This is a genomic window from Janthinobacterium sp. 1L-D-8-B-C4, from assembly GCF_057291295.1.
Genome location: NZ_JBXAVX010000018.1, coordinates 1 through 18,880 on the forward strand (window position 1 = coordinate 1; position 18,880 = coordinate 18,880).

Sequence of the window (18,880 nt, forward strand, 5' to 3'; positions counted from 1 at the left end):
AAGCTCAAGCTAAAAGGGCTGAGTCCTGTGCAGTACAGAACTCAGTTCTTGAGCAGCTAGCAAATTAAACCGTCCAACTATTTGGGGTCAGTTCAAAGCGGCCTGCTTTTTTTGATGCGGTAACGCTCAGATCACAATGGTCTGGTGCTCATCGCCGTTACGGGCGCGGATTTTACCGATGGTGTAGACGATTTCGCCGGCTTCTTCCAGTTGTTCGATGGCGGCGGCGGCGTTCTCGGCCGAGACGATGACCGTCATGCCGATGCCGCAGTTGAACACGCGGTGCATTTCGGCGTCGGCCACGCCGCCGTGCTGTTGCAGCCAGGTGAACAGCGGTGGCATGGTCCACGATGTGGAGTCCAGCTCGGCGACCAGGCCAGGCTGCAGCACGCGCGGAATGTTTTCCACCAGGCCGCCACCAGTGATGTGCACCATGCCCTTCACTTCCATCGAGGCCATCAGCGCCAGCAGCGGCTTGACGTAGATGCGCGTTGGCTGCATCAGCACGTCGGCCAGTTTACGGCCATGGAAGTCGCCTTCCAGGTCCGGTTTGGCCACTTCGATGATCTTGCGCACCAGCGAGTAACCGTTCGAGTGCACGCCCGACGAGGCCAGGCCCAGCACCACGTCGCCCGCGGCGATCTTGGTGCCGTCGATGATATTGGCTTTTTCCACCGCGCCGACGGCAAAGCCGGCCAGGTCGTATTCGCCGGCCGGGTACATGCTCGGCATTTCCGCCGTTTCGCCGCCGATCAGCGCGCAGCCGGCCTGTTCGCAACCCTGGGCGATGCCCTTGATGACATCGGTGGCAATCGCCACGTCAAGCTTGCCGCAAGCGAAGTAGTCGAGGAAGAACAGCGGTTCGGCGCCTTGCACCAGGATGTCGTTGACGCTCATGGCGACCAGGTCGATGCCGACCGTGTCGTGGCGGTTCAGTTCGAACGCCAGGCGCAATTTCGTGCCCACGCCGTCGGTGCCCGAGACCAGCACCGGCTCCTTGTACTTCTTGCTGATTTCAAACATGGCGCCAAAACCGCCCAGGCCGCCCATCACGCCTTCGCGCATGGTGCGCTTGGCGTAAGGCTTGATTGCTTCGACTAGAGCGTCGCCTGCGTCGATATCGACGCCAGCGTCACGGTAGGAAAGGGAAACATTAGAAGTCTGGTTCATGGTGTGGTGGCAGCGGAGGCGGTAAAATAGAAGGCGGATACTGGATGGTGCACCACGCGCATCAAGGGCGGTAACCCTGTGCGAACGGCGCGCCAGCCAGTCAATTCGGTCGTTCAAGCCGCTATTTTATCAAACTGACCCCTGAGTTTGTAATTAACTGCCTTTTTTTAACGCAAAATCGGAAACTTCACTGCCGTGACTGGTACGGATGGCCGCTTTCACGCATGTAAGACGCCACTACCTGTCCGGCAGCTTCTATAATGCTTGAATATAATTCTCTATAATGCAAATCTAATAACAGCGACGACGCATACGCAGTAATGAAAAACAGGACAAGGCGTACGCCATGAAACAACTGGTGCTCGATCTAGGCACAGACCAGGCGCACAGCCTCGATACCTTCGAGGTGGGACAGAATGCCGAAGTGGCGCAATTGCTGCGCCAGTTCGCCGCGCGCACCTCGCGCGAACATTTTGCCTATCTGTGGGGCGAACTGGCCGCCGGCAAGAGCCATCTGCTCAAGGCCCTGGCCAGCACCGAGCGCGCGCGCTATATTTCGCCATTCTCGATCGAGTCCGAATTCGTGTATTCGCCCGAGGTGGACCTGTATCTGCTCGACGACTGCGAAAAACTGTCGCCGCTGGCGCAAATCGACGCATTTGCCCTGTTCAATGAAATCCGCGCCAACAAAGCCTATATGGTCTGCAGCGGCGCCGTGCCGCCGGCCGTGCTGCCAGTGCGCGAAGACTTGCGCACGCGCATGGGCTGGGGCCTGATCTACCAGATCCACGGCCTGACCGACGATGAAAAAATTGCCGCGCTCACGCAGGCGGCCACTACCCGCGGCTTGACCTTGTCGCCGGGCGTGTTACCCTATCTGCTGTCCCATTTCCGGCGCGACATGCGTTCGCTGTCGACGATGCTGGACTCACTCGACCTCTACTCCCTTGAAACCCAACGCCCGATCACCTTGCCCTTGTTGCGCGAGTTGTTGCAGGCGGAAGCGAAAGAATGATGAATCTGGCCCTGTTTGACCTCGACCATACCTTGCTGCCCATCGACTCCGATCACGAGTGGGGCGAATTTCTGGTACGCATCGGCGTGGTGGACGCCACCGAATTCACACGCCGCAACGACGGCTTTTTTGCCCAGTACCAGGCCGGCACCCTGGACGCGGTGGAATACCTGGAGTTTGCGCTGGGTAACCTGTCGCAGTTTCCCCGTGCCCGCCTGGACGAACTGCATGCGCAATTCATGGCGGAAGTAGTGCTGCCGGCGATCCGCCCCGAAGTCGTGGCGCTGCTGAAACAGCACCAGGATGCAGGCGACCTGGTGGCCATCGTCACCGCCACCAACCAGTTCGTCACCAAGCCGATCGCTGCCGCCTTGGGCGTCGAGCACCTGATCGCCGCCATGCCGGAATACGATGCCGACGGCAACGTCACGGGCAAGCTCATCGGCACGCCGACCCTGGGCGCCGGCAAGCTGACCCACACCCATGCATGGCTGGAAAAGCTGGGCAAGCAACTGGGCCAGTTCGAGCGCAGCTATTTCTACAGCGATTCGCATAACGACATCCCCCTGTTGTCGGTGGTGACCCACCCGGTCGCCACCAACCCCAACGCCGCTTTGAGCGCACATGCATCCCTCCACGGCTGGCCATCACTCCACTTATTCAATGATTAAAAAATTCATCCGCAAGATCCTCGGCGTTAAAAAAGAGGCAGCGCGCGACACCACGGTAGCCACCGTGCTCGGTCCCGCGCAACACGGAATCGATCCGAAACTGGTGACCTCGAACGCCATCCGCGTTACCAGCAGCCTGCAGGAAGCGGGCTTTGAAGCGTTCGTGGTGGGCGGCGCCGTGCGCGACTTGCTGCTGGGCGTGAAGCCGAAAGACTTCGACATCGCCACCAACGCCACGCCGGAACAGGTCAAGCGCTTGTTCCGCCGCGCCTTCATCATCGGCAAGCGCTTCCAGATCGTGCATGTGATGTTCGGCCAGGACCTGCTGGAAGTGACGACCTTCCGCGGCGCCGGCGCCGACTCCGCACCGAAGGATGAACATGGCCGCGTACTGCGCGACAATACCTTCGGCCTGCAGCACGAAGACGCACTGCGGCGCGACTTCACCATCAACGCCATGTACTACAACCCGGCCACGCAGGAAGTGCTGGACTACCACGGCGGCGTGGAAGATATCCGCGCGCAGACCCTGCGCATGATCGGCAAGCCCGAAGAGCGCTACCGCGAAGACCCGGTGCGCATGCTGCGCGTGGTGCGTTTCGCCGCCAAGCTGAAATTCACCATCGAGCCGCATACGGCCGCGCCGATACCCGTGATGGCGCCGCTGATCAACAATGTGCCGGCGCCGCGCGTGTTCGATGAAATGTTGAAGCTCCTGATGAGCGGCCATGCGCTGGCCTGTTTGCAGCAGCTGCGCAAGGAAGGCCTGCATCACGGCCTGCTGCCGCTGCTCGACGTGGTGCTGGAGCAGCCGCTGGGCGCAAAATTCGTCACCCTGGCGCTGGACGCCACCGATCAGCGCATCGCCGCCGGCAAGACGGTGTCGCCAGGCTTCCTGTTCGCTTCGCTGCTGTGGCACCAGGTACTGGAAAAATGGACCGCCTACCGCGCTGCCGGAGAGTCCACCATCCCCGCGCTGCACCTGGCGGCCGACGACGTGCTCGATTCGCAAACCGAAAAACTGGCGCTGCAGCGCAAGATCGGCTCGGACATGCGCGACATCTGGTCGATGCAGCCGAGGTTCGAGCGCCGCGTCGGCAAGGCGCCGCACAAGCTGCTCGAACATTTGCGCTTTCGCGCCGGCTACGACTTCCTGCTGCTGCGCTGCGCCTCGGGCGAGATCGACACCGAGATCGGCGAGTGGTGGACCGCGTTCTACGAGGGCGATGAGGAAACGCGCGAAGCGCTGCTGGCCAGCGCCAACGCCGCACCGGGCGCCGTCAAGAAAAAACGCCCGCCACGCCGCAGCACCCGCAGCAAGAGCGGTGGCACGGCGACGGGCGATACCGGCAGCAGCGGCGAGCAATAACACGCCATGACGCAGGTCACCGCCTACATCGGCATCGGCGCCAACCTGGGCGACGCGCGCGCCAACGTCCAGGACGCCATCGCGCGCCTGGCGCGCCTGCCCGGCGCGCAGCTGGTCGACGCCTCGCCCAGCTACCGCACCGCCCCTATCGATTCAAGCGGCGACGACTATATCAACGCGGTGGCGCGCATCACCACCAGCCTGCCGGCAGAAGAACTGCTGCTGGCGCTGCACGCGATCGAAGCGCAGCACGGCCGCGAGCGGCCCTACCGCAACGCGCCGCGCACCCTGGACCTGGACCTGCTGCTGTACGGCCAGGAACAGATCGCCAGCGCCACCTTGAGCGTACCGCATCCGCGCCTGACCGAACGCGCTTTCGTGCTGGTGCCGCTGCTGGCGCTGGCACCTGCGATCAGCGTGCCGGGCATGGGCGCGGCCAGCGATTACCTGGCCGGCGTTGCGAACCAGGCCATCAGCCAGCTCTGACATTATCGTCAACCTTCCACTACAATGCCGCTCCTGCGCACTGCCGCATAAAGGTCTACACTAGCGGCGCTGCATCCCTTTTACTCTAGAGAATACCTATGTCCGCTTATTTGCAAGGAACCGATCTGGCTGCCAAAGAGAAGGCCGGTGCACCTGCGCCCGCCCCTGCGCCATCCAAGCCCGTCGCCAACAAGGCCGTGACCATCCACACGCTGGCGACCCTGCGCGCCGCCGGCGAAAAAATCTCCATGCTGACCTGCTACGACGCCAGCTTCGCCTCGCTGATGGACCGCTGCGGCGTGGAAATTTTGCTGATCGGCGACTCGCTCGGCATGGTCTGCAATGGCCACAACTCCACCCTGCCGGTGACGGTGGCCGAACTGGCCTATCACACGGCGTCGGTGGCGCGCGGCAGCAAGAGCGCCATGATCGTGGCCGACCTGCCGTTCGGCGCCTACGGCACCGTGGAAACCGCCTACGCCAACGCCGTGATCCTGATGCAGGCCGGCGCGCACATGATCAAGATCGAAGGCGGCGCCTGGCTGGCCGACACCGTCAGGTTTTTGACCGAACGCGGCATTCCCGTCTGCGCCCATATCGGCCTGACGCCGCAATCGGTGCACCAGCTGGGTGGCTACAAAGTGCAGGGCAAGAGCACCGAAAGCGCCGAGCAGCTGAAAAACGACGCGCTGGCGCTGCAAAACGCGGGCGCAGCCATCGTGCTGATGGAAGCGATGCCGGCGCAGCTGGGCAAGGAAGTGACCGAGATGCTGCACGTGCCGACCATCGGCATCGGCGCCGGCCCCGACTGCTCGGGCCAGGTCCTCGTCATGCACGACATGCTGGGCGTATTCCCGGGCCGCAAGGCGCGCTTCGTGCGCAACTTCATGGAAGGCGCGAGCAGCATCGATGAGGCCGTGATCGGCTATGTGAAAGCCGTCAAGGATGGCAGTTTTCCGGCGATGGAACACTGCTTCTGATGGTTTGATCGGGTTTTGCAGTTTGCTCGCTAAACCCCACTGCAATTACCGGGGTCAGACCCTCAGGGTCTGACCCCAGCCCTCGTTTTGGGGTTTATCTTGCCTACCCCACCTGTATCCACGTCGTCTTCAACTCGGTGTACTTGTCCAGCGCATGCAAGGATTTGTCGCGGCCATTGCCCGACTGCTTGTAGCCGCCAAACGGCACGGTAATATCGTCGCCGTCATATTGATTCACATGCACGGTGCCGGCGCGCAGCGCGCGCGCCGTCTGGATCGCCTTGGTAATGTCGGAAGTCCACACGGCCGCCTGCAAGCCATACGGCGTAGCGTTGGCCTGTTTGATGGCGTCCTGGATATCGGTAAAACCCAGCACCGACAGCACCGGCCCGAAGATTTCTTCGCGCGCAATGGTCATGCCTGCATCCACGCCATCGAACAGGGTTGGCTGCACATAATAGCCGCCCGTCTCCGCGCGCGCCGCCTCGCCGCCGCCCAGCAGTTGCGCGCCTTCGCTCCGGCCCTTGGCGATATAGCCCATCACCGTCTGCATCTGCGTGGCGTCGACGATGGCGCCCATCACGGTGGCTTCGTCGAGCGGGTCGCCGGGCTGGAACTGCGGCAGCATGGCCTTCGCTTTCGCCAGGAATTCCTGCTTGATCGACTCTTCGACGAACAGGCGCGACGGCGCATTGCAGCTTTCGCCCTGGTTGAAAAAGATCGAGCCGATGGCGGCGGCCACCGCCTTGTCGAGGTCGGGGCAGTCGGCGCAGACGATATTGGCGGACTTGCCGCCCAACTCGGTCCAGGCGCGTTTCAGATTCGACTGACCGGCCATCTGCACGATCAACTTGCCGGTGCGCGTCGAGCCGGTAAAGCCGATGCAATCGATATCCATATGCAGCGCCAGCGCGGCGCCGGCCTCAACCCCATAGCCGGGCAGCACATTGAATACGCCGGCCGGCAGGCCCGCTTCCAGGCCCAGTTCGGCCAGGCGCAGCGCCGTCAGCGGCGACTTTTCGGATGGTTTCAAAATCACGCTGTTGCCGGCCGCCAGCGCCGGCGCGATCTTCCAGGCAGCCATGATCATCGGGTAGTTCCACGGCACGATGGCGGCCACCACGCCCACCGGTTCACGCGTGATCAACGCCAGGCTGCTGGCCGGGGTGGGCGCGATTTCATCGTAGACCTTGTCGATCGCCTCGCCATACCAGCGCAGGCAGTTGGCGGTGGCGCCCACGTCCACGCTCTGGCTGTATTTGATCGGTTTGCCCATGTCCAGGGTTTCAAGCAGGGCCAGCTCGGGGCCGTTCTGTTGCACCAGGTCGGCGAATTTGATCAGCACGCGCTTGCGCTGCGCCGGGGACTTTCCGGCCCAGCGGCGGTCTTCAAAAGCGGCGCGCGCGGCTAGCACAGCCGCATCGACGTCCGCGCTATCGCAGCGCGCCACCTGCCCCAACAGCCGGCCGTCGATCGGCGACAGATTGTCGAACTGCTGGCCGGAGATGGCCCAGACCCGCTCGCCGTTGATAAAAGCCCGTCCATCGATCGTCAGTTCCGCCGCGCGCGTGTGCCAGTTCATGCTCATCTCCTGTTTGACTATGGGAGCAGCTTACTCCTGGTCTGGCGCGTACGCAGCAGACATCTGGCGACGCCGCCGCCGGTCGCTGCGCGCCAGCATCACGGCGTACACAATCACGGCAATGGTCACCACCAGGATCGTCAGCGCGGCGATCGCATTCACCCGCGGGTCGAGCCCCAGCCGCGCGCGCGAAAAAATCACCAGCGGCATGGTGGTGGAACCCGGGCCGGACAAAAAGGCCGACAGCACCACGTCGTCCAGCGATAGAGTAAATGTCAGCAGCCAGGCTGAGGCCAAGGCTTGCGTGATATTCGGCAGCGTGACCAGGAAAAACACCTGGTGCGCGCGGCAGCCCAGGTCCATCGCCGCCTCGGCCAGCGACTTGCTCATCTCCTGCAGGCGCGACTGCACCACCACGGCTGCATAGGCCATGCCCAGCAGGGTGTGGCCCAGCCAGATGGTCGCCACGCCGCGCTCGGGAAAACCGAACACCTTTTGCATCGACACCAGCATCAGCAGCAGCGACAGGCCGATGATCACTTCGGGCATCACCAGCGGCGCGCTGACCATCGCCGAAAACAGGGTGCGGCCTTTGAAACGCTGGTAGTTGACCAGCGCAAAGGCGGCAAAGGTGCCGAGCACCACGGACGACGTGGCCGACATGAAAGCGATTTTGAGCGACAGGCCGAAACCGGAGATGATCTCGGTGTCGCTGATCAGCTCACGGTACCAGCGCAGCGAAAAACCGGTCCACACCATGTCCTGGCGCGAGCTGTTGAACGAGAACACGATCAGCACGATGATGGGCAGGTAGAGGAACAGATAGCCGAGCGAGAGCCAGCCACGGCCGAACCAGCGCTGCAGGAAAGTACGCGCCTTCATGGTTTTTCTCCTGCGTTTTGATCCGTCTTGTACTTGTTGAAAATCGCCATCGGCACCAGGATCAGCAGGATCACCAGCACCGTCACCGACGAGGCCATGGCCCAGTCGTTATTGGTAAAGTATTCGTCCCACAGCACGCGGCCTATCATCAGGGTTTCCGGGCCACCGAGCAATTCGGGAATCACGTATTCGCCCACCGAGGGAATAAAGACCAGCATGGCGCCGGCGATAATGCCCGACTTCGACAGCGGCACGGTGATGCGCCAGAATGCCTGCAAAGGAGTCGCGCCCAGGTCGGCCGCCGCTTCCAGGAAGCGCATGTCCATCTTCACCAGGTTGGCATACAGCGGCAGTATCATGAACGGCAAATACGCGTAGACCATGCCGACCACCAGCGAAAACGAGGTGTTCATCATCTGCACCGGTTCGGTCACCAAGCCGAGCGCGAGCAACAGGTCGTTGAGCAGGCCATGGTTGGCCAGGATGCCCTTCCAGGCATACACGCGCAGCAGGAACGAGGTCCAGAACGGCAGCATCACCAGCATCATCAGGATCGGTCGCGTTGACGGCCTGGCGCGCGCCATGAAGTAGGCGAACGGATAGCCGATAAAGAGGCAGATGGCGGTGGTGATCGCCGCGTACTTGATGGAACTGAGGTACGTCAGCAGATACAGTTCATCGGCGGCGATGAACAGGTAGTTGGCGACCTTGACCTTCAGCACCACGATGCCGTCGACATACGACAGCAGGCCGCCAAACGGGCTGCCGGCCGTATCCATGTCGGACAGGCTGATGCGCAGCACGATCAAAAAAGGTACTAAAAATGCGATGGTCAGGAACAGCGCCGGCACGGCGATCACCGCGTTGCGGCCAGTGAGCCAGCGCAAGGTGACAAGGCCGCGCAGCGAATGGAGGATGGCGTTCATGCTGGCCTCAGCTGGTCAGCACGACGATGTCGGCGCCATCCCACCAGACCCACACTCTTTGCTCGCGCTCGAGGCGCGCGGCGTCATGGCGGGCCGCGTTGGTGCGCGACACTTTCACCACCATCCCGCTGTCCAGGCGCACATGGTAGCTGGTTTCATTGCCAAAGTAGGCCATCGCCACGATCACCCCCCGGGCGCAGTTGTAGCCGTGTTCCGCCGCCGAGGCACGCTCTTCCAGGCCAGGCGCTTCAAGCTGGATGCCGATTTTTTCGGGCCGCACGGCCACCGACACATCCATGCCCAGGTTGCCGGTGATGCCGTGGGCGACATAGTGGCGGCCCTCGGGCGTATCGACCACCACGTGATCGGGTTCATCTTCGGTGATGCGGCCATCGAACAGGTTCACGCTGCCGATAAAGTCGGCCACAAAGCGGCAGTTCGGCGTTTCATAGATTTCACCGGGCGCGCCCACCTGCAGGATGCGTCCTTCGCTCATCACGGCGATACGCGTGGCCATGCTCATCGCCTCGTCCTGGTCGTGGGTGACCATCACGCAGGTCACGCCCACCTGTTCGATGATATTGACCAGTTCCATCTGCGTGCGTTCGCGCAGTTTTTTATCGAGCGCGCCCAGCGGCTCGTCGAGCAGCAGCAACTGCGGCCGCTTGGCCAGGCTGCGCGCCAGCGCCACGCGCTGCTGCTGGCCGCCGGACAATTGATGCGGCTTGCGCTTCGCATACTGCGCCAGCTGCACCAGCGCCAGCATCTGCTCGACCCTTGCGCTGATTTCCGCCTTCGGCAGGCCGTCGCGGCGCAGGCCAAAGGCGATATTGTCCCACACCGACAGGTGCGGAAACAGCGCGTACGACTGGAACATCATGTTGATCGGCCGCTGGTGCGGCGGCACCTCGACGATGTTGCTGCCGGCCAGTGCGATACGACCCGAAGTGGGCGTCTCGAAGCCAGCCAGCATGCGCAGCAGGGTCGACTTGCCGCAGCCCGAACTGCCCAGCAAAGCGAAGATCTCGCCCTGGTTGATGGTCAGGGAAATATCATTGACAGCGCGCACGCCGTCGAATTCCTTGACCAGCTGGTCTATCAGCAGGAAAGGCGCTTGGGCGTCGCTGGCCGACGCGGCAGGAGTTGCTATCGTCATGTGTGGGTAGCTTGAATGGGGTGGGCAATGAAAAACTGGCCGCAGGAGCGGCCAGAGTGGGAGTTTAGCGGAACTGCTGACAAAGCGGTCCAAAAAATGCAGGAGCCGCCTTGATTTTGGTGTAAATCCTACACCCAGCCCTTGGCCTTCACATCGGCATGGGTCTTGTCCAGGCAGACGCGGATCAGGTCCGTCATCTCGTCGATCTGCGCGCGCGTCATCACCAGCGGCGGGGCGACGATCATGCGTTCGCCGACGGCGCGCATGATCACGCCGTTATCGAACATATGGCCACGGCAGATCATGCCCACACCCTGCTCTTCGTCGAACAGCTCGTTCTCGTGCACGGTGGTGCCCTTCTTGCGCACCAGGTTCAGGCCCGCCACCAGGCCGCAGCTGTCGGCGTAGCCCACCAGCGGATGCTCGCCCAGGGCCGCGAAGCGTTCCTTCAGATACGGCCCGGTGTCTTCCGCCACCTTGTTCACCAAGCCCTCGTCTTCGATGATGCGGATATTTTCCAGCGCCGCCGCGCACGCTACCGGGTGGCCCGAATAGGTATAGCCGTGGGTGAATTCGCCGCCCTTCTCGATCATTACCTTGGCCACGCGCTCGCCCACCATCACGCCGCCCAGCGGCACGTAGCCGGAAGTGACGCCTTTGGCAAAGGTAATCAGGTCGGGCTTGATGCCGAACAGTTCGGAGCCGAACCAGCGGCCCAGGCGGCCGAAGCCGCAGATCACTTCATCGGCGATCAGGAGGATGCCGTACTTGTCGCAGATGCGCTGTATTTCGGGCCAGTAGGTCGACGGCGGAATGATCACGCCGCCGGCGCCCTGCACCGGTTCGCCAATAAACGCGGCCACCTTGTCAGCGCCCACTTCGAGGATTTTTTCTTCCAGCCAGCCGGCCGCCTTCAAACCGAATTCTTCGGGCGTCAGCCCTTGGCCCGCCTCCAGGTAATTGGGCTGGCCGATATGCACGATGCCGGGGATCGGCAGGCCGCCCTGCGAATGCATGCCATCCATGCCGCCCAGGGACGCGCCGGCCACCGTGCTGCCGTGATAGGCGTTGTGGCGGCTGATGATGGTGTGGCGCTCTTTGTAGCCCAGCAGATCCCAGTAGCGGCGCACCATGCGCAGGTTGGTGTCATTCGCTTCCGAGCCGGAGCTGGTAAAGAACACGTGCTGGAACTGCGGCGGCGAGATCTGCGCCAGCTTGGCTGCCAGCTGCACTGCCGGCAAGTTGGTGGTGCCAAAGAAGCTGTTATAAAACGGCAGCGTTTCCATCTGCCGGTACACGGCTTGCGAGATCGAGGTGCGGCCATAGCCGACGTTGACGCACCACAGGCCCGACATGCCGTCGACGATTTTCTTGCCCTGGCTGTCCCACAGATAGACGCCTTCGCCGCGCACCATAACGCGCGCACCCTTGGCGGCCAGGTCCTGGAAATCGGTAAACGGATGCAGGTAGTGGGCCGAGTCCATTTTCTGGATGGCCGCCGTGTCATATACCTGCGGCGTGGCGTTCTTTTGCGCCACCGAAGCGACCAGGGCGGCGCTCGGCGCCAGCGGATTGTTGCTTGTACTCATATTGATCCTTTCTTAAACGTGGAGCAGCAGATGCTCGCGCTCCCACGGACTGATGACGGTCATGAACTCCTGGTGTTCCAGGTCCTTGATGGCCGCATACACGTCGATGAAACGGTCGCCCAGCACCGTGCGCAGCTTGTCTTCGCCGCGCAGCAGTTGCAGCGCTTCCGGCAGGCCTTGCGGCAGTTCGAACTTCATGTCGTAGGCGCTGCCGACCATCATCGGCGTCGCTTCGAGCTGCTCCGTCATGCCCAGGTAGCCGCAGGCCAGGGTGACCGCCAGCGCCAGGTAGGGGTTGGCGTCGGCGCCGATAATGCGGTTTTCAACGCGGCGGTCCTGCACCCCTGATTCGGGCACGCGGAAACCGACGGTGCGGTTGTCCAGGCCCCATTGAATGTTGATCGGCGCGGCCGTATGGCGCACGATGCGGCGGTAGGAATTCACATACGGCGCGACAATCGCCATCGCCGACGGCATATAGCGCTGCAGGCCGGCGATGTAATGCTTGAAGATCGGCGCGGCCGAACCGTCTTCGTTGCTGAAGATGTTCAGACCGGTTTTCGCGTCGACCACGCTCTGGTGCACATGCATGGCCGAACCGGGTTCGCCGGCCATCGGCTTGGCCATGAAGGTGGCGTACATGTCGTGCTTCAGCGCCGCTTCGCGCAGGGTGCGCTTGAAGAAGAACACCTTGTCGGCCAGGCCCAACGGATCGCCATGCAGGAAGTTGATTTCCATCTGGCCGGCGCCGATCTCGTGGATCAGGGTATCGACATCAAGGTTCATCAGTTCGCAATAATCGTAGATATCCTCGAACAGCGGATCGAACTCGTTCACGGCGTCGATGCTGTACACCTGGCGGCTGGTCTCGGCGCGGCCACTGCGCCCGATCGGCGGTTTCAATGGCAGGTCCGGGTCGGTATTTTTCGCCGTCAGGTAGAACTCCAGTTCAGGTGCCACCACCGGCTTCCAGCCCTTGTCGGCATACAGTTTCAGCACGCGCCGCAGCACCGATCTTGGGGCGAAATCGACCAGCGCGCCGTCGGCAAAATAGCAGTCGTGGATCACCTGCGCGGTGGGGTCGGTGGCCCATGGCACCATGGTGATGGTGGTCGGATCGGCCTTTAGAATCATGTCGCGGTCGGTGCTGGAAATGGCGCGGTCATAGCCGCCATCGTCGACCGGGTAATTGCCCGTCACCGTCATGCCCAGCACCGCTTCCGGGATGCGCATGCCGCGCTCCTGGGTAAATTTTCCGCGCGGCAGAATCTTGCCGCGCGCAACGCCGGTCAGGTCGGGCACCAGGCATTCGATTTCCGTGACCCGCTTTTCATTAAGCCACAGGTCCATGTCGGTATAGGTAAAATTTTCGCGTATCGCCATTTTTTCCTCTCGCTGGTCTTGATCAAGCGCCGCCCATCACTGCGGCGGCGCGCTATTTATTGTCTTGCTGATGCGCGCGGCAGGCCTGGCCAAAGGCCTCGAAAATCCGCATCGCCTGCGGGTTCTCTTCCACCTGCCATTCCGGGTGCCACTGCACGCCCAGCGCAAAACCGGGAACGCCGGCCACGGCATAGGCTTCCACCAGGCCGTCGTCGGCCAGCGCTTCGACCAGCAGGCCGTCGGCCAGGCGGTCCAGCCCCTGGCCATGCAGCGAATTGACCATCATCTCGCTTTCGCCGCCGAGGATGCGCGACAGCAGCGCGCCGGGCGTGAGCCGCACACGGTGTGCGGGCGCATACTGGCGCGCCAGGGTATCGTTGATGTTTTCGCGATGGTCGAGCATGCCGGGCACCGCATGCACGGCCTGGTGCAAGCTGCCGCCGAGCGCCACATTGACTTCCTGGAAGCCGCGGCAGATCGCCAGCAGCGGCAGCTGGCGCGCCAGCGCGGCGTTGATCAGCGGCATGGTGGTGGCGTCGCGCGCCGGGTCCTGCGGCAGCTCGGGGAACGCGATGTCCTGGCCATACAGGCGCGCGTCGACATTCGAGGCAGAACCGGTCAGCAGCACGCCATCGGCAATCTGCAGCGCCGCGTCCAGATCGGCGTCCTTGCCCAAGGCCGGCAGCACCAGCGGCATGCAGCCGGCCGCCACCACCACGGCGTGCAGGTATTTATCCTGCACCGTATGGTAAGCGTGGCTGCCCAGTTGGCGGTGGCAGGCCGGAACAAGGACGATGGGACGGCGCATATGGCTGGCTCTCGATAGCGTGACAGCCCTACTCTACAGGATGGAGTTGCCAAACTGCCACACTAATGGTGATGACCATGGGGAGTCTCAACAGCGAGTTGCCACCCTATTTTTTTTCCAGCCGCTGTTGCAGCTGTTTTTCGACAGGATAAGCGGGATACGCCTGTCTGAAGGCCTCCCACTCCTGCTGCGCGGCCTGCGCCTGCCCTGCCTTGAGCAAGCCGTCGATCTTCACCAGCCAGACGCCTGCATCGAGTTTCGGCGGCGCCGGCATCGGTGCAGGTGCTGACGGTGCGGGCGGTGGTGGCGCCATGGCGCGCCGCACCGGCGGCGCCGGACGCACCGTGCCCATGGGTTCAGCCTGTGGCTCCATCTGGTCGGCCGATGGCGCGACCGAGGCCGCAACGGGCGGATCGAGCGGTTCGCCGACGACCGGAAACTGCGCCGTCTTGTGCCCAAAGAAGTCGCCGCCGACCAGGTTTAAGGTCAGCAGCACGGCGGCGGCCAGGCCCAGCGGAATACGCCAGCGCGTCAAATAGTCGATCGATTTTTTTGCCGGCAAGGTGCGCACCACGCCGTCAACGCTGTCGTTCGCGGCGACCGGCTTTGCCAATGGCGTCGCCAGCGCCTGCTGCGCGTCGGCCAGGATGGCGGCATCGAGTTCGGCGGGCGGCGACGGCTGCGGCAACTCTGCCAGCAACGCGGTCAATTCTTCATCGTGATGCTCAATATTCATGCTCGTGCTCCTTTGCCGCTGGCCGCGTCGAGCTGCGCGCGCAGTTTCTGCATCGCGTAGCGCAGCCGGCTTTTCACGGTTTCCGCTTCGGTCCCCGTCACCACGGCAATCTCGGCAATGCTCATGGCGCTGAACTGCTGCAGCACCAGTGCTTCCTTCTGCTCGGCCGGCAGCAGCGCGATTGCCGCGTGCAGCAAAGCGTGCTGCTGCTTCTGTTCGAACGACTGCTGCGGCGAGGCGGCCTCGCTGGGCACCTCGGGAGCCACTTCGGCACCCAGCCACAGCGCTTCTTTCTGGCGCAGGATGTCGATCAGGCGGTTGCGCGCCATCTGGTACAGCCAGGTGCGAAACGCCGCCTGCGGCTGGTAGCCGGCACGCGCCGCATGCAGGCCGGCCCAGGCATCCTGCACGATCTCGTCGACCCAGGCGCGGCGCGGCGAGCGCCAGGCCACGAAGCGGTACAGCCCCAGGCTGTGGCGCCGGTACAGTTCGCGAAACGACGGCAGGTCGCCGCCGCCGTAGCGCAGCATCAGCTCTTCATCGGTGGTGCTCTGTAGGGTATCTGGCATGCAAACCAGTGTAGCCGAAGCAGGCGGCGGCCACAATCGCCGCGCGTGCATCATCTGGTTTTCTGCGGCGCATAGCTGATGCGGCGCGTCTCGCGCATTTTCCCGTCCACCAGCGCCCCCTCCACCAGCTCATAGCCGAGCAGCGCAAACACCCGTCCCTGCACGAACAGCGGACGCGCATTGCCATACCAGTCGACGCACGAAGCGCGGCAGCCGTCGTCGGGCGGCGCACCGGGTTTGGCCGCCAGCGCACCGAGCGCCGTCAGGACCAGATTGTTATTGCGCAGATAGAGCACCGAGGCCGATTCCGTGTGCGGACCGGCGCGCTCTTGCGCCCCCAGTATCGGCAGGCCGATCACACCGTCACTGCCGGTGTTGGGCTTGTAGAAAAAGCCGTGGCTGCGCGTTTCGCCCTGGGCTGCATCGGCACGCACATAGCTGCCGGCAGCCACCGCCTGCGCATCAAGGCCGATACTGGTGAAATGCAGGTCCTGGCCCTTGGCGCCAACCACCACCGCATCATTGCCCAGCGCCTCGATGCGCTCGACGCCATGCGGCAAGGCCAATGCCTGCGGCGCGTCCTGGCCGGCCCAGCGCAGCGCATGCAAAGGCTGCAAAGGCCAGTTCGGATCGACCTGGCGCCGCACGGAATTGCCGGGGTAGCCATACAGCAGATACGGCCCCACATAGCGGTTCTGCAAGCCGTAGTCGCCATTGCCCGGCAAGGCCCGGTAGCGGGCGGCCGGCGCGCTGTCGCGGCCATCGGAAAAACTGTTCAGGGGCACACGCAGCAGCGCCAGTTCGCCACGGCCCTTGTCGCTATCCCACATGGCGTCGCCGCGTCCTTGCGAGCGCAGCAGGACGTTCAGGTAGCCGTCGGCGCTTTCCAGGAACGAGAACTGGTCGACCGGCGCGCCGGCCGTCTTCAGGGCGCTGGGCGCCGTGCCGTCGAGCGGCAAACGAAACACGCTTGAGCCGCCCCGGCGCGTGGTCCACACATACACCGACTCGCCGGAGACATAAAACACGCGCCCGGGGGGGCCCATCACGGCGCTCGCTTCGCAGCGCAGCTCGCGGCTGGCCAGGTCGCAGCTGGTGACCGTATGCAGGGTGATGCCGGCGCCAGGTTCAAACTCTTCATCGGTGCGGAAAATGCGCGTGGCCGGCGCGATGCGCTGGAAATCCTGTGGCACGGCGCCACTGCGCCAGCGGCGCAGCGCGGGAAAGCCGCCGAACGGGTCGCCGCGGCGCACATTGAGCGACAGCGGCGAGTAGAACACCAGCTTCGTGCCGACCAGGCGGCTGGCGTAATTGCGCGCCGAATAATAGTCGTTCGAGCGCAGATGGTAGGTGGCGCGGTAGGCCAGGCGGCCAGCAGCGTCGATATCGAACAGGCCCACCTCGGTGCCGCCGCGGCTGTAGCTGTAGCCGATCACCACCACCGTGTCGCCGGAAACCAGCAGTTCGTCGTACCAGCTGTCCGATGGATCGCTGCCGGGCGCAAAGGCGTCAAGCGAGGCTACCGGCCGCAAGGCCTGCTGCCCCACGTTGACGGTAAACAGTTTGCCGCGCCTTAGCATCACCAGGTGCTTGCCGTGCACCTTGACGATGCCGCCTTCGTCGACGCCCACCGTCTGGGTATTGGTGACAGAGTCCGCCACCGCGCCCGACACTTCGGCCGATTTGGATGCAGACGAGGCCATCGGCGCAGGCATGGGCATGGACTTCATCTGCAGGTCGGCGCGCCGTTGTAGCGCCAGCTGCTGCGCGGCCAGCTTGTCAAGATAGGCGGTCAACGCCTGCTCGCTGGCAAACGCCGTCAAGGTCTTGCGCGGCGCCGTATCGACGGCGGCGGCATGGGCGGTGGACGACAGCAGCAGCGACAGCAGCAAGGTCGTTTTCAGGACGGTGGTCATTGCGGTTTCTCCGGTGGTCACGAGGGTGTTGATCATGAAACGCGGCAGCGGGCAAAACGGGGTTAAAGCCACGCAAAAATAATTCAGGGTGAGCCAGCTCACATGCGGCGCAATCGTGCGCCCGTCAAAAAGGGCTACCATCGAAGACCTAGTCACCACTTGCCGAAAGAACGCCATGCCGACCACCACGCTGACCCTGAACGATCCCGCGCTGCTGCGCCAGCAATGCTATATCAACGGCCAATGGCGCGATGCCGAGGGCGGCAAGACGACCGACGTCAGCAACCCCGCTACCGGCGCGGTGATCGGCAATGTACCGACCATGGGTGCGCAGGAAACCGCGCAGGCGATCAGCGCAGCGAACGACGCCTGGCCCGCCTGGCGCAAGAAAAGCGCCGCCGAACGCGCTGGCTATCTGCGCCGCTGGAATGACCTGATGCTGGAACACGCCGACGACCTGGCGCTGTTGATGACGGCGGAACAGGGCAAGCCGCTGGCCGAATCGAAGGGCGAAGTGAAATACGCCGCCTCGTTCATCGAATGGTTTGCCGAAGAAGGCAAGCGCGTCTCGGGCGATACCATCGCTTCGCCGTGGCCGGACCGCCGTATCGTGGTGACAAAAGAGCCGATCGGCGTGTGCGCCGCCATCACGCCGTGGAATTTTCCGGCGGCGATGATCACGCGCAAGGTGGGCCCGGCGCTGGCGGCCGGCTGCCCCATCATCGTCAAGCCGGCCGGCCTGACGCCGTTCTCGGCGCTGGCGCTGGCCGTGCTGGCCGAACGGGCCGGCATACCGCCGGGCGTGTTCAATGTAATCACCGGCTCGTCGCAGGAGATCGGTGACGAACTGACGGCCAACCCGCTGGTGAGGAAACTCAGTTTTACCGGCTCGACCGAAGTCGGTCGCAAGCTGATGGCGCAGTGCGCGCCGACGATCAAGAAGCTCTCCCTGGAACTGGGTGGCAATGCGCCGTTCATCGTTTTTGACGATGCCGATCTCGATGCGGCGGTGGAAGGCGCGATCGCCTCGAAATACCGCAATGCGGGCCAGACCTGCGTGTGCGCCAACCGCCTGTATGTGCAGGACGGCGTGTATGACGCCTTTGCAGCAAAGCTGGTGGCAGCGGTGGAAAAACTCAAGGTCGGCAATGGCGTCGACGACGGCGTCACGCAAGGGCCGCTGATCGAAGAAAAAGCCGTGAAAAAAGTCGAGCAGCATGTGGCCGACGCGCTGGCCAAGGGCGGTCGTCTGCTCACCGGCGGCGAACGCCATGCGCTGGGCAACAGCTTCTTCCAGCCCACCGTGATCGCCGACGTCACGAGCGACATGCTGGTGGCGAAAGAAGAAACCTTCGGCCCGCTGGCGCCGCTGTTCCGCTTCCAGACCGACGACGAAGTCGTGGCGATGGCCAACGACACCGAATTCGGCCTGGCCGCCTACTTCTATTCGCGCGATATCGGCCGTATCTGGAAGGTGGCGGAAGCGCTGGAGTCGGGCATGGTGGGTGTTAACACTGGCCTGATCTCGACCGAAGTGGCGCCGTTCGGCGGCGTCAAGCAGTCCGGCCTGGGCCGCGAAGGCTCGTCGTACGGCATCGATGATTACCTGGTGATCAAATATATCTGCATGGGTGGCATCTGA

At 63.3% G+C, this 18,880-nt stretch carries 17 protein-coding genes; 6 read left to right on the forward strand and 11 right to left on the reverse strand.

Annotated elements, in window-relative coordinates:
- Positions 1 to 126: 126 nt before the first annotated feature.
- Entirely contained in the window at positions 127 to 1,170 is a 1,044-nt protein-coding gene (gene purM / locus AC0Z42_RS25125; protein ID WP_485470805.1) for a phosphoribosylformylglycinamidine cyclo-ligase, read from the reverse strand.
- Positions 1,171 to 1,516: 346 nt separating this feature from the next.
- On the opposite strand from purM, the gene hda reads away from it, so the two are divergent.
- The 5 genes from hda to panB all read left to right on the forward strand — a co-directional run bounded on the left by hda (position 1,517) and on the right by panB (position 5,691).
- Positions 1,517 to 2,185: a DnaA regulatory inactivator Hda gene (gene hda, locus AC0Z42_RS25130; RefSeq protein ID WP_485470806.1), complete on the forward strand. Its 669-nt coding sequence runs from the start codon at positions 1,517 to 1,519 to the stop codon at positions 2,183 to 2,185.
- The gene (locus tag AC0Z42_RS25135) at positions 2,185 to 2,856 is read left to right on the forward strand and encodes a histidinol-phosphatase (protein WP_485470937.1); all 672 of its coding nucleotides are present in this window, start codon (positions 2,185 to 2,187) and stop codon (positions 2,854 to 2,856) included. The genes hda and AC0Z42_RS25135 overlap by 1 nt, the downstream gene beginning before the upstream one ends.
- Positions 2,849 to 4,225, forward strand: a complete 1,377-nt coding sequence (gene pcnB / locus AC0Z42_RS25140; RefSeq protein WP_485470938.1) for a polynucleotide adenylyltransferase PcnB — start codon at positions 2,849 to 2,851, stop codon at positions 4,223 to 4,225. The genes AC0Z42_RS25135 and pcnB overlap by 8 nt, the downstream gene beginning before the upstream one ends.
- Before the next feature lie 6 nt (positions 4,226 to 4,231).
- A complete protein-coding gene (folK, locus tag AC0Z42_RS25145) occupies positions 4,232 to 4,711 on the forward strand; it encodes a 2-amino-4-hydroxy-6-hydroxymethyldihydropteridine diphosphokinase (protein ID WP_485470807.1) in 480 nt (159 codons plus the stop codon).
- 98 nt (positions 4,712 to 4,809) lie between these two features.
- Positions 4,810 to 5,691, forward strand: a complete 882-nt coding sequence (gene panB / locus AC0Z42_RS25150) for a 3-methyl-2-oxobutanoate hydroxymethyltransferase (RefSeq protein ID WP_485470808.1) — start codon at positions 4,810 to 4,812, stop codon at positions 5,689 to 5,691.
- Positions 5,692 to 5,794: 103 nt separating this feature from the next.
- On the opposite strand, the gene AC0Z42_RS25155 is transcribed toward panB, so the two are convergent.
- The 10 genes from AC0Z42_RS25155 to AC0Z42_RS25200 form a co-directional block, all read right to left on the reverse strand.
- Positions 5,795 to 7,273, reverse strand: a complete 1,479-nt coding sequence (locus tag AC0Z42_RS25155; protein WP_485470809.1) for an aldehyde dehydrogenase — start codon at positions 7,271 to 7,273, stop codon at positions 5,795 to 5,797.
- A 30-nt stretch (positions 7,274 to 7,303) separates the two neighbouring features.
- The gene (locus AC0Z42_RS25160) at positions 7,304 to 8,155 is read right to left on the reverse strand and encodes an ABC transporter permease (protein WP_485470810.1); all 852 of its coding nucleotides are present in this window, start codon (positions 8,153 to 8,155) and stop codon (positions 7,304 to 7,306) included.
- On the reverse strand, positions 8,152 to 9,081 hold the full coding sequence (locus tag AC0Z42_RS25165) for an ABC transporter permease subunit (protein WP_485470811.1): 930 nt from the start codon (positions 9,079 to 9,081) through the stop codon (positions 8,152 to 8,154). Before AC0Z42_RS25165 ends, AC0Z42_RS25160 begins: the two co-directional genes overlap by 4 nt.
- Positions 9,082 to 9,088: 7 nt before the next feature.
- Positions 9,089 to 10,237, reverse strand: a complete 1,149-nt coding sequence (locus tag AC0Z42_RS25170) for an ABC transporter ATP-binding protein (protein ID WP_485470812.1) — start codon at positions 10,235 to 10,237, stop codon at positions 9,089 to 9,091.
- Positions 10,238 to 10,365: 128 nt separating this feature from the next.
- On the reverse strand, positions 10,366 to 11,826 hold the full coding sequence (locus AC0Z42_RS25175; RefSeq protein ID WP_485470813.1) for an aspartate aminotransferase family protein: 1,461 nt from the start codon (positions 11,824 to 11,826) through the stop codon (positions 10,366 to 10,368).
- Between the two features lie 12 nt (positions 11,827 to 11,838).
- A complete protein-coding gene (locus AC0Z42_RS25180) occupies positions 11,839 to 13,209 on the reverse strand; it encodes a glutamine synthetase family protein (protein WP_308924180.1) in 1,371 nt (456 codons plus the stop codon).
- A 52-nt stretch (positions 13,210 to 13,261) separates the two neighbouring features.
- Positions 13,262 to 14,017: a gamma-glutamyl-gamma-aminobutyrate hydrolase family protein gene (locus AC0Z42_RS25185; protein WP_485470814.1), complete on the reverse strand. Its 756-nt coding sequence runs from the start codon at positions 14,015 to 14,017 to the stop codon at positions 13,262 to 13,264.
- A gap of 106 nt (positions 14,018 to 14,123) precedes the next feature.
- Complete coding sequence (locus tag AC0Z42_RS25190; RefSeq protein ID WP_485470815.1) at positions 14,124 to 14,753, reverse strand: hypothetical protein; 630 nt, start codon at positions 14,751 to 14,753, stop codon at positions 14,124 to 14,126.
- A complete protein-coding gene (locus AC0Z42_RS25195; RefSeq protein ID WP_485470816.1) occupies positions 14,750 to 15,322 on the reverse strand; it encodes a sigma-70 family RNA polymerase sigma factor in 573 nt (190 codons plus the stop codon). Before AC0Z42_RS25195 ends, AC0Z42_RS25190 begins: the two co-directional genes overlap by 4 nt.
- A 50-nt stretch (positions 15,323 to 15,372) precedes the next feature.
- Positions 15,373 to 17,274, reverse strand: a complete 1,902-nt coding sequence (locus AC0Z42_RS25200; protein WP_485470817.1) for a beta-propeller domain-containing protein — start codon at positions 17,272 to 17,274, stop codon at positions 15,373 to 15,375.
- Positions 17,275 to 17,413: 139 nt separating this feature from the next.
- On the opposite strand from AC0Z42_RS25200, the gene gabD reads away from it, so the two are divergent.
- Positions 17,414 to 18,880, forward strand: a complete 1,467-nt coding sequence (gene gabD / locus AC0Z42_RS25205; RefSeq protein WP_485470818.1) for an NADP-dependent succinate-semialdehyde dehydrogenase — start codon at positions 17,414 to 17,416, stop codon at positions 18,878 to 18,880.

Bases quoted from the DNA above. Each gene is read 5' to 3' on its own strand.
- panB (WP_485470808.1), top strand. From the start codon at position 4,810: ATGTCCGCTTATTTGCAAGGAACCGATCTGGCTGCCAAAGAGAAGGCC.
- AC0Z42_RS25135 (WP_485470937.1), top strand. From the start codon at position 2,185: ATGAATCTGGCCCTGTTTGACCTCGACCATACCTTGCTGCCCATCGAC.
- folK (WP_485470807.1), top strand. From the start codon at position 4,232: ATGACGCAGGTCACCGCCTACATCGGCATCGGCGCCAACCTGGGCGAC.
- gabD (WP_485470818.1), top strand. From the start codon at position 17,414: ATGCCGACCACCACGCTGACCCTGAACGATCCCGCGCTGCTGCGCCAG.
- AC0Z42_RS25195 (WP_485470816.1), bottom strand. From the start codon at position 15,322: ATGCCAGATACCCTACAGAGCACCACCGATGAAGAGCTGATGCTGCGC.
- AC0Z42_RS25185 (WP_485470814.1), bottom strand. From the start codon at position 14,017: ATGCGCCGTCCCATCGTCCTTGTTCCGGCCTGCCACCGCCAACTGGGC.
- AC0Z42_RS25160 (WP_485470810.1), bottom strand. From the start codon at position 8,155: ATGAAGGCGCGTACTTTCCTGCAGCGCTGGTTCGGCCGTGGCTGGCTC.
- AC0Z42_RS25190 (WP_485470815.1), bottom strand. From the start codon at position 14,753: ATGAATATTGAGCATCACGATGAAGAATTGACCGCGTTGCTGGCAGAG.
- AC0Z42_RS25170 (WP_485470812.1), bottom strand. From the start codon at position 10,237: ATGACGATAGCAACTCCTGCCGCGTCGGCCAGCGACGCCCAAGCGCCT.
- AC0Z42_RS25155 (WP_485470809.1), bottom strand. From the start codon at position 7,273: ATGAACTGGCACACGCGCGCGGCGGAACTGACGATCGATGGACGGGCT.
- hda (WP_485470806.1), top strand. From the start codon at position 1,517: ATGAAACAACTGGTGCTCGATCTAGGCACAGACCAGGCGCACAGCCTC.
- purM (WP_485470805.1), bottom strand. From the start codon at position 1,170: ATGAACCAGACTTCTAATGTTTCCCTTTCCTACCGTGACGCTGGCGTC.
- AC0Z42_RS25200 (WP_485470817.1), bottom strand. From the start codon at position 17,274: ATGATCAACACCCTCGTGACCACCGGAGAAACCGCAATGACCACCGTC.
- AC0Z42_RS25175 (WP_485470813.1), bottom strand. From the start codon at position 11,826: ATGAGTACAAGCAACAATCCGCTGGCGCCGAGCGCCGCCCTGGTCGCT.
- pcnB (WP_485470938.1), top strand. From the start codon at position 2,849: ATGATTAAAAAATTCATCCGCAAGATCCTCGGCGTTAAAAAAGAGGCA.
- AC0Z42_RS25165 (WP_485470811.1), bottom strand. From the start codon at position 9,081: ATGAACGCCATCCTCCATTCGCTGCGCGGCCTTGTCACCTTGCGCTGG.
- AC0Z42_RS25180 (WP_308924180.1), bottom strand. From the start codon at position 13,209: ATGGCGATACGCGAAAATTTTACCTATACCGACATGGACCTGTGGCTT.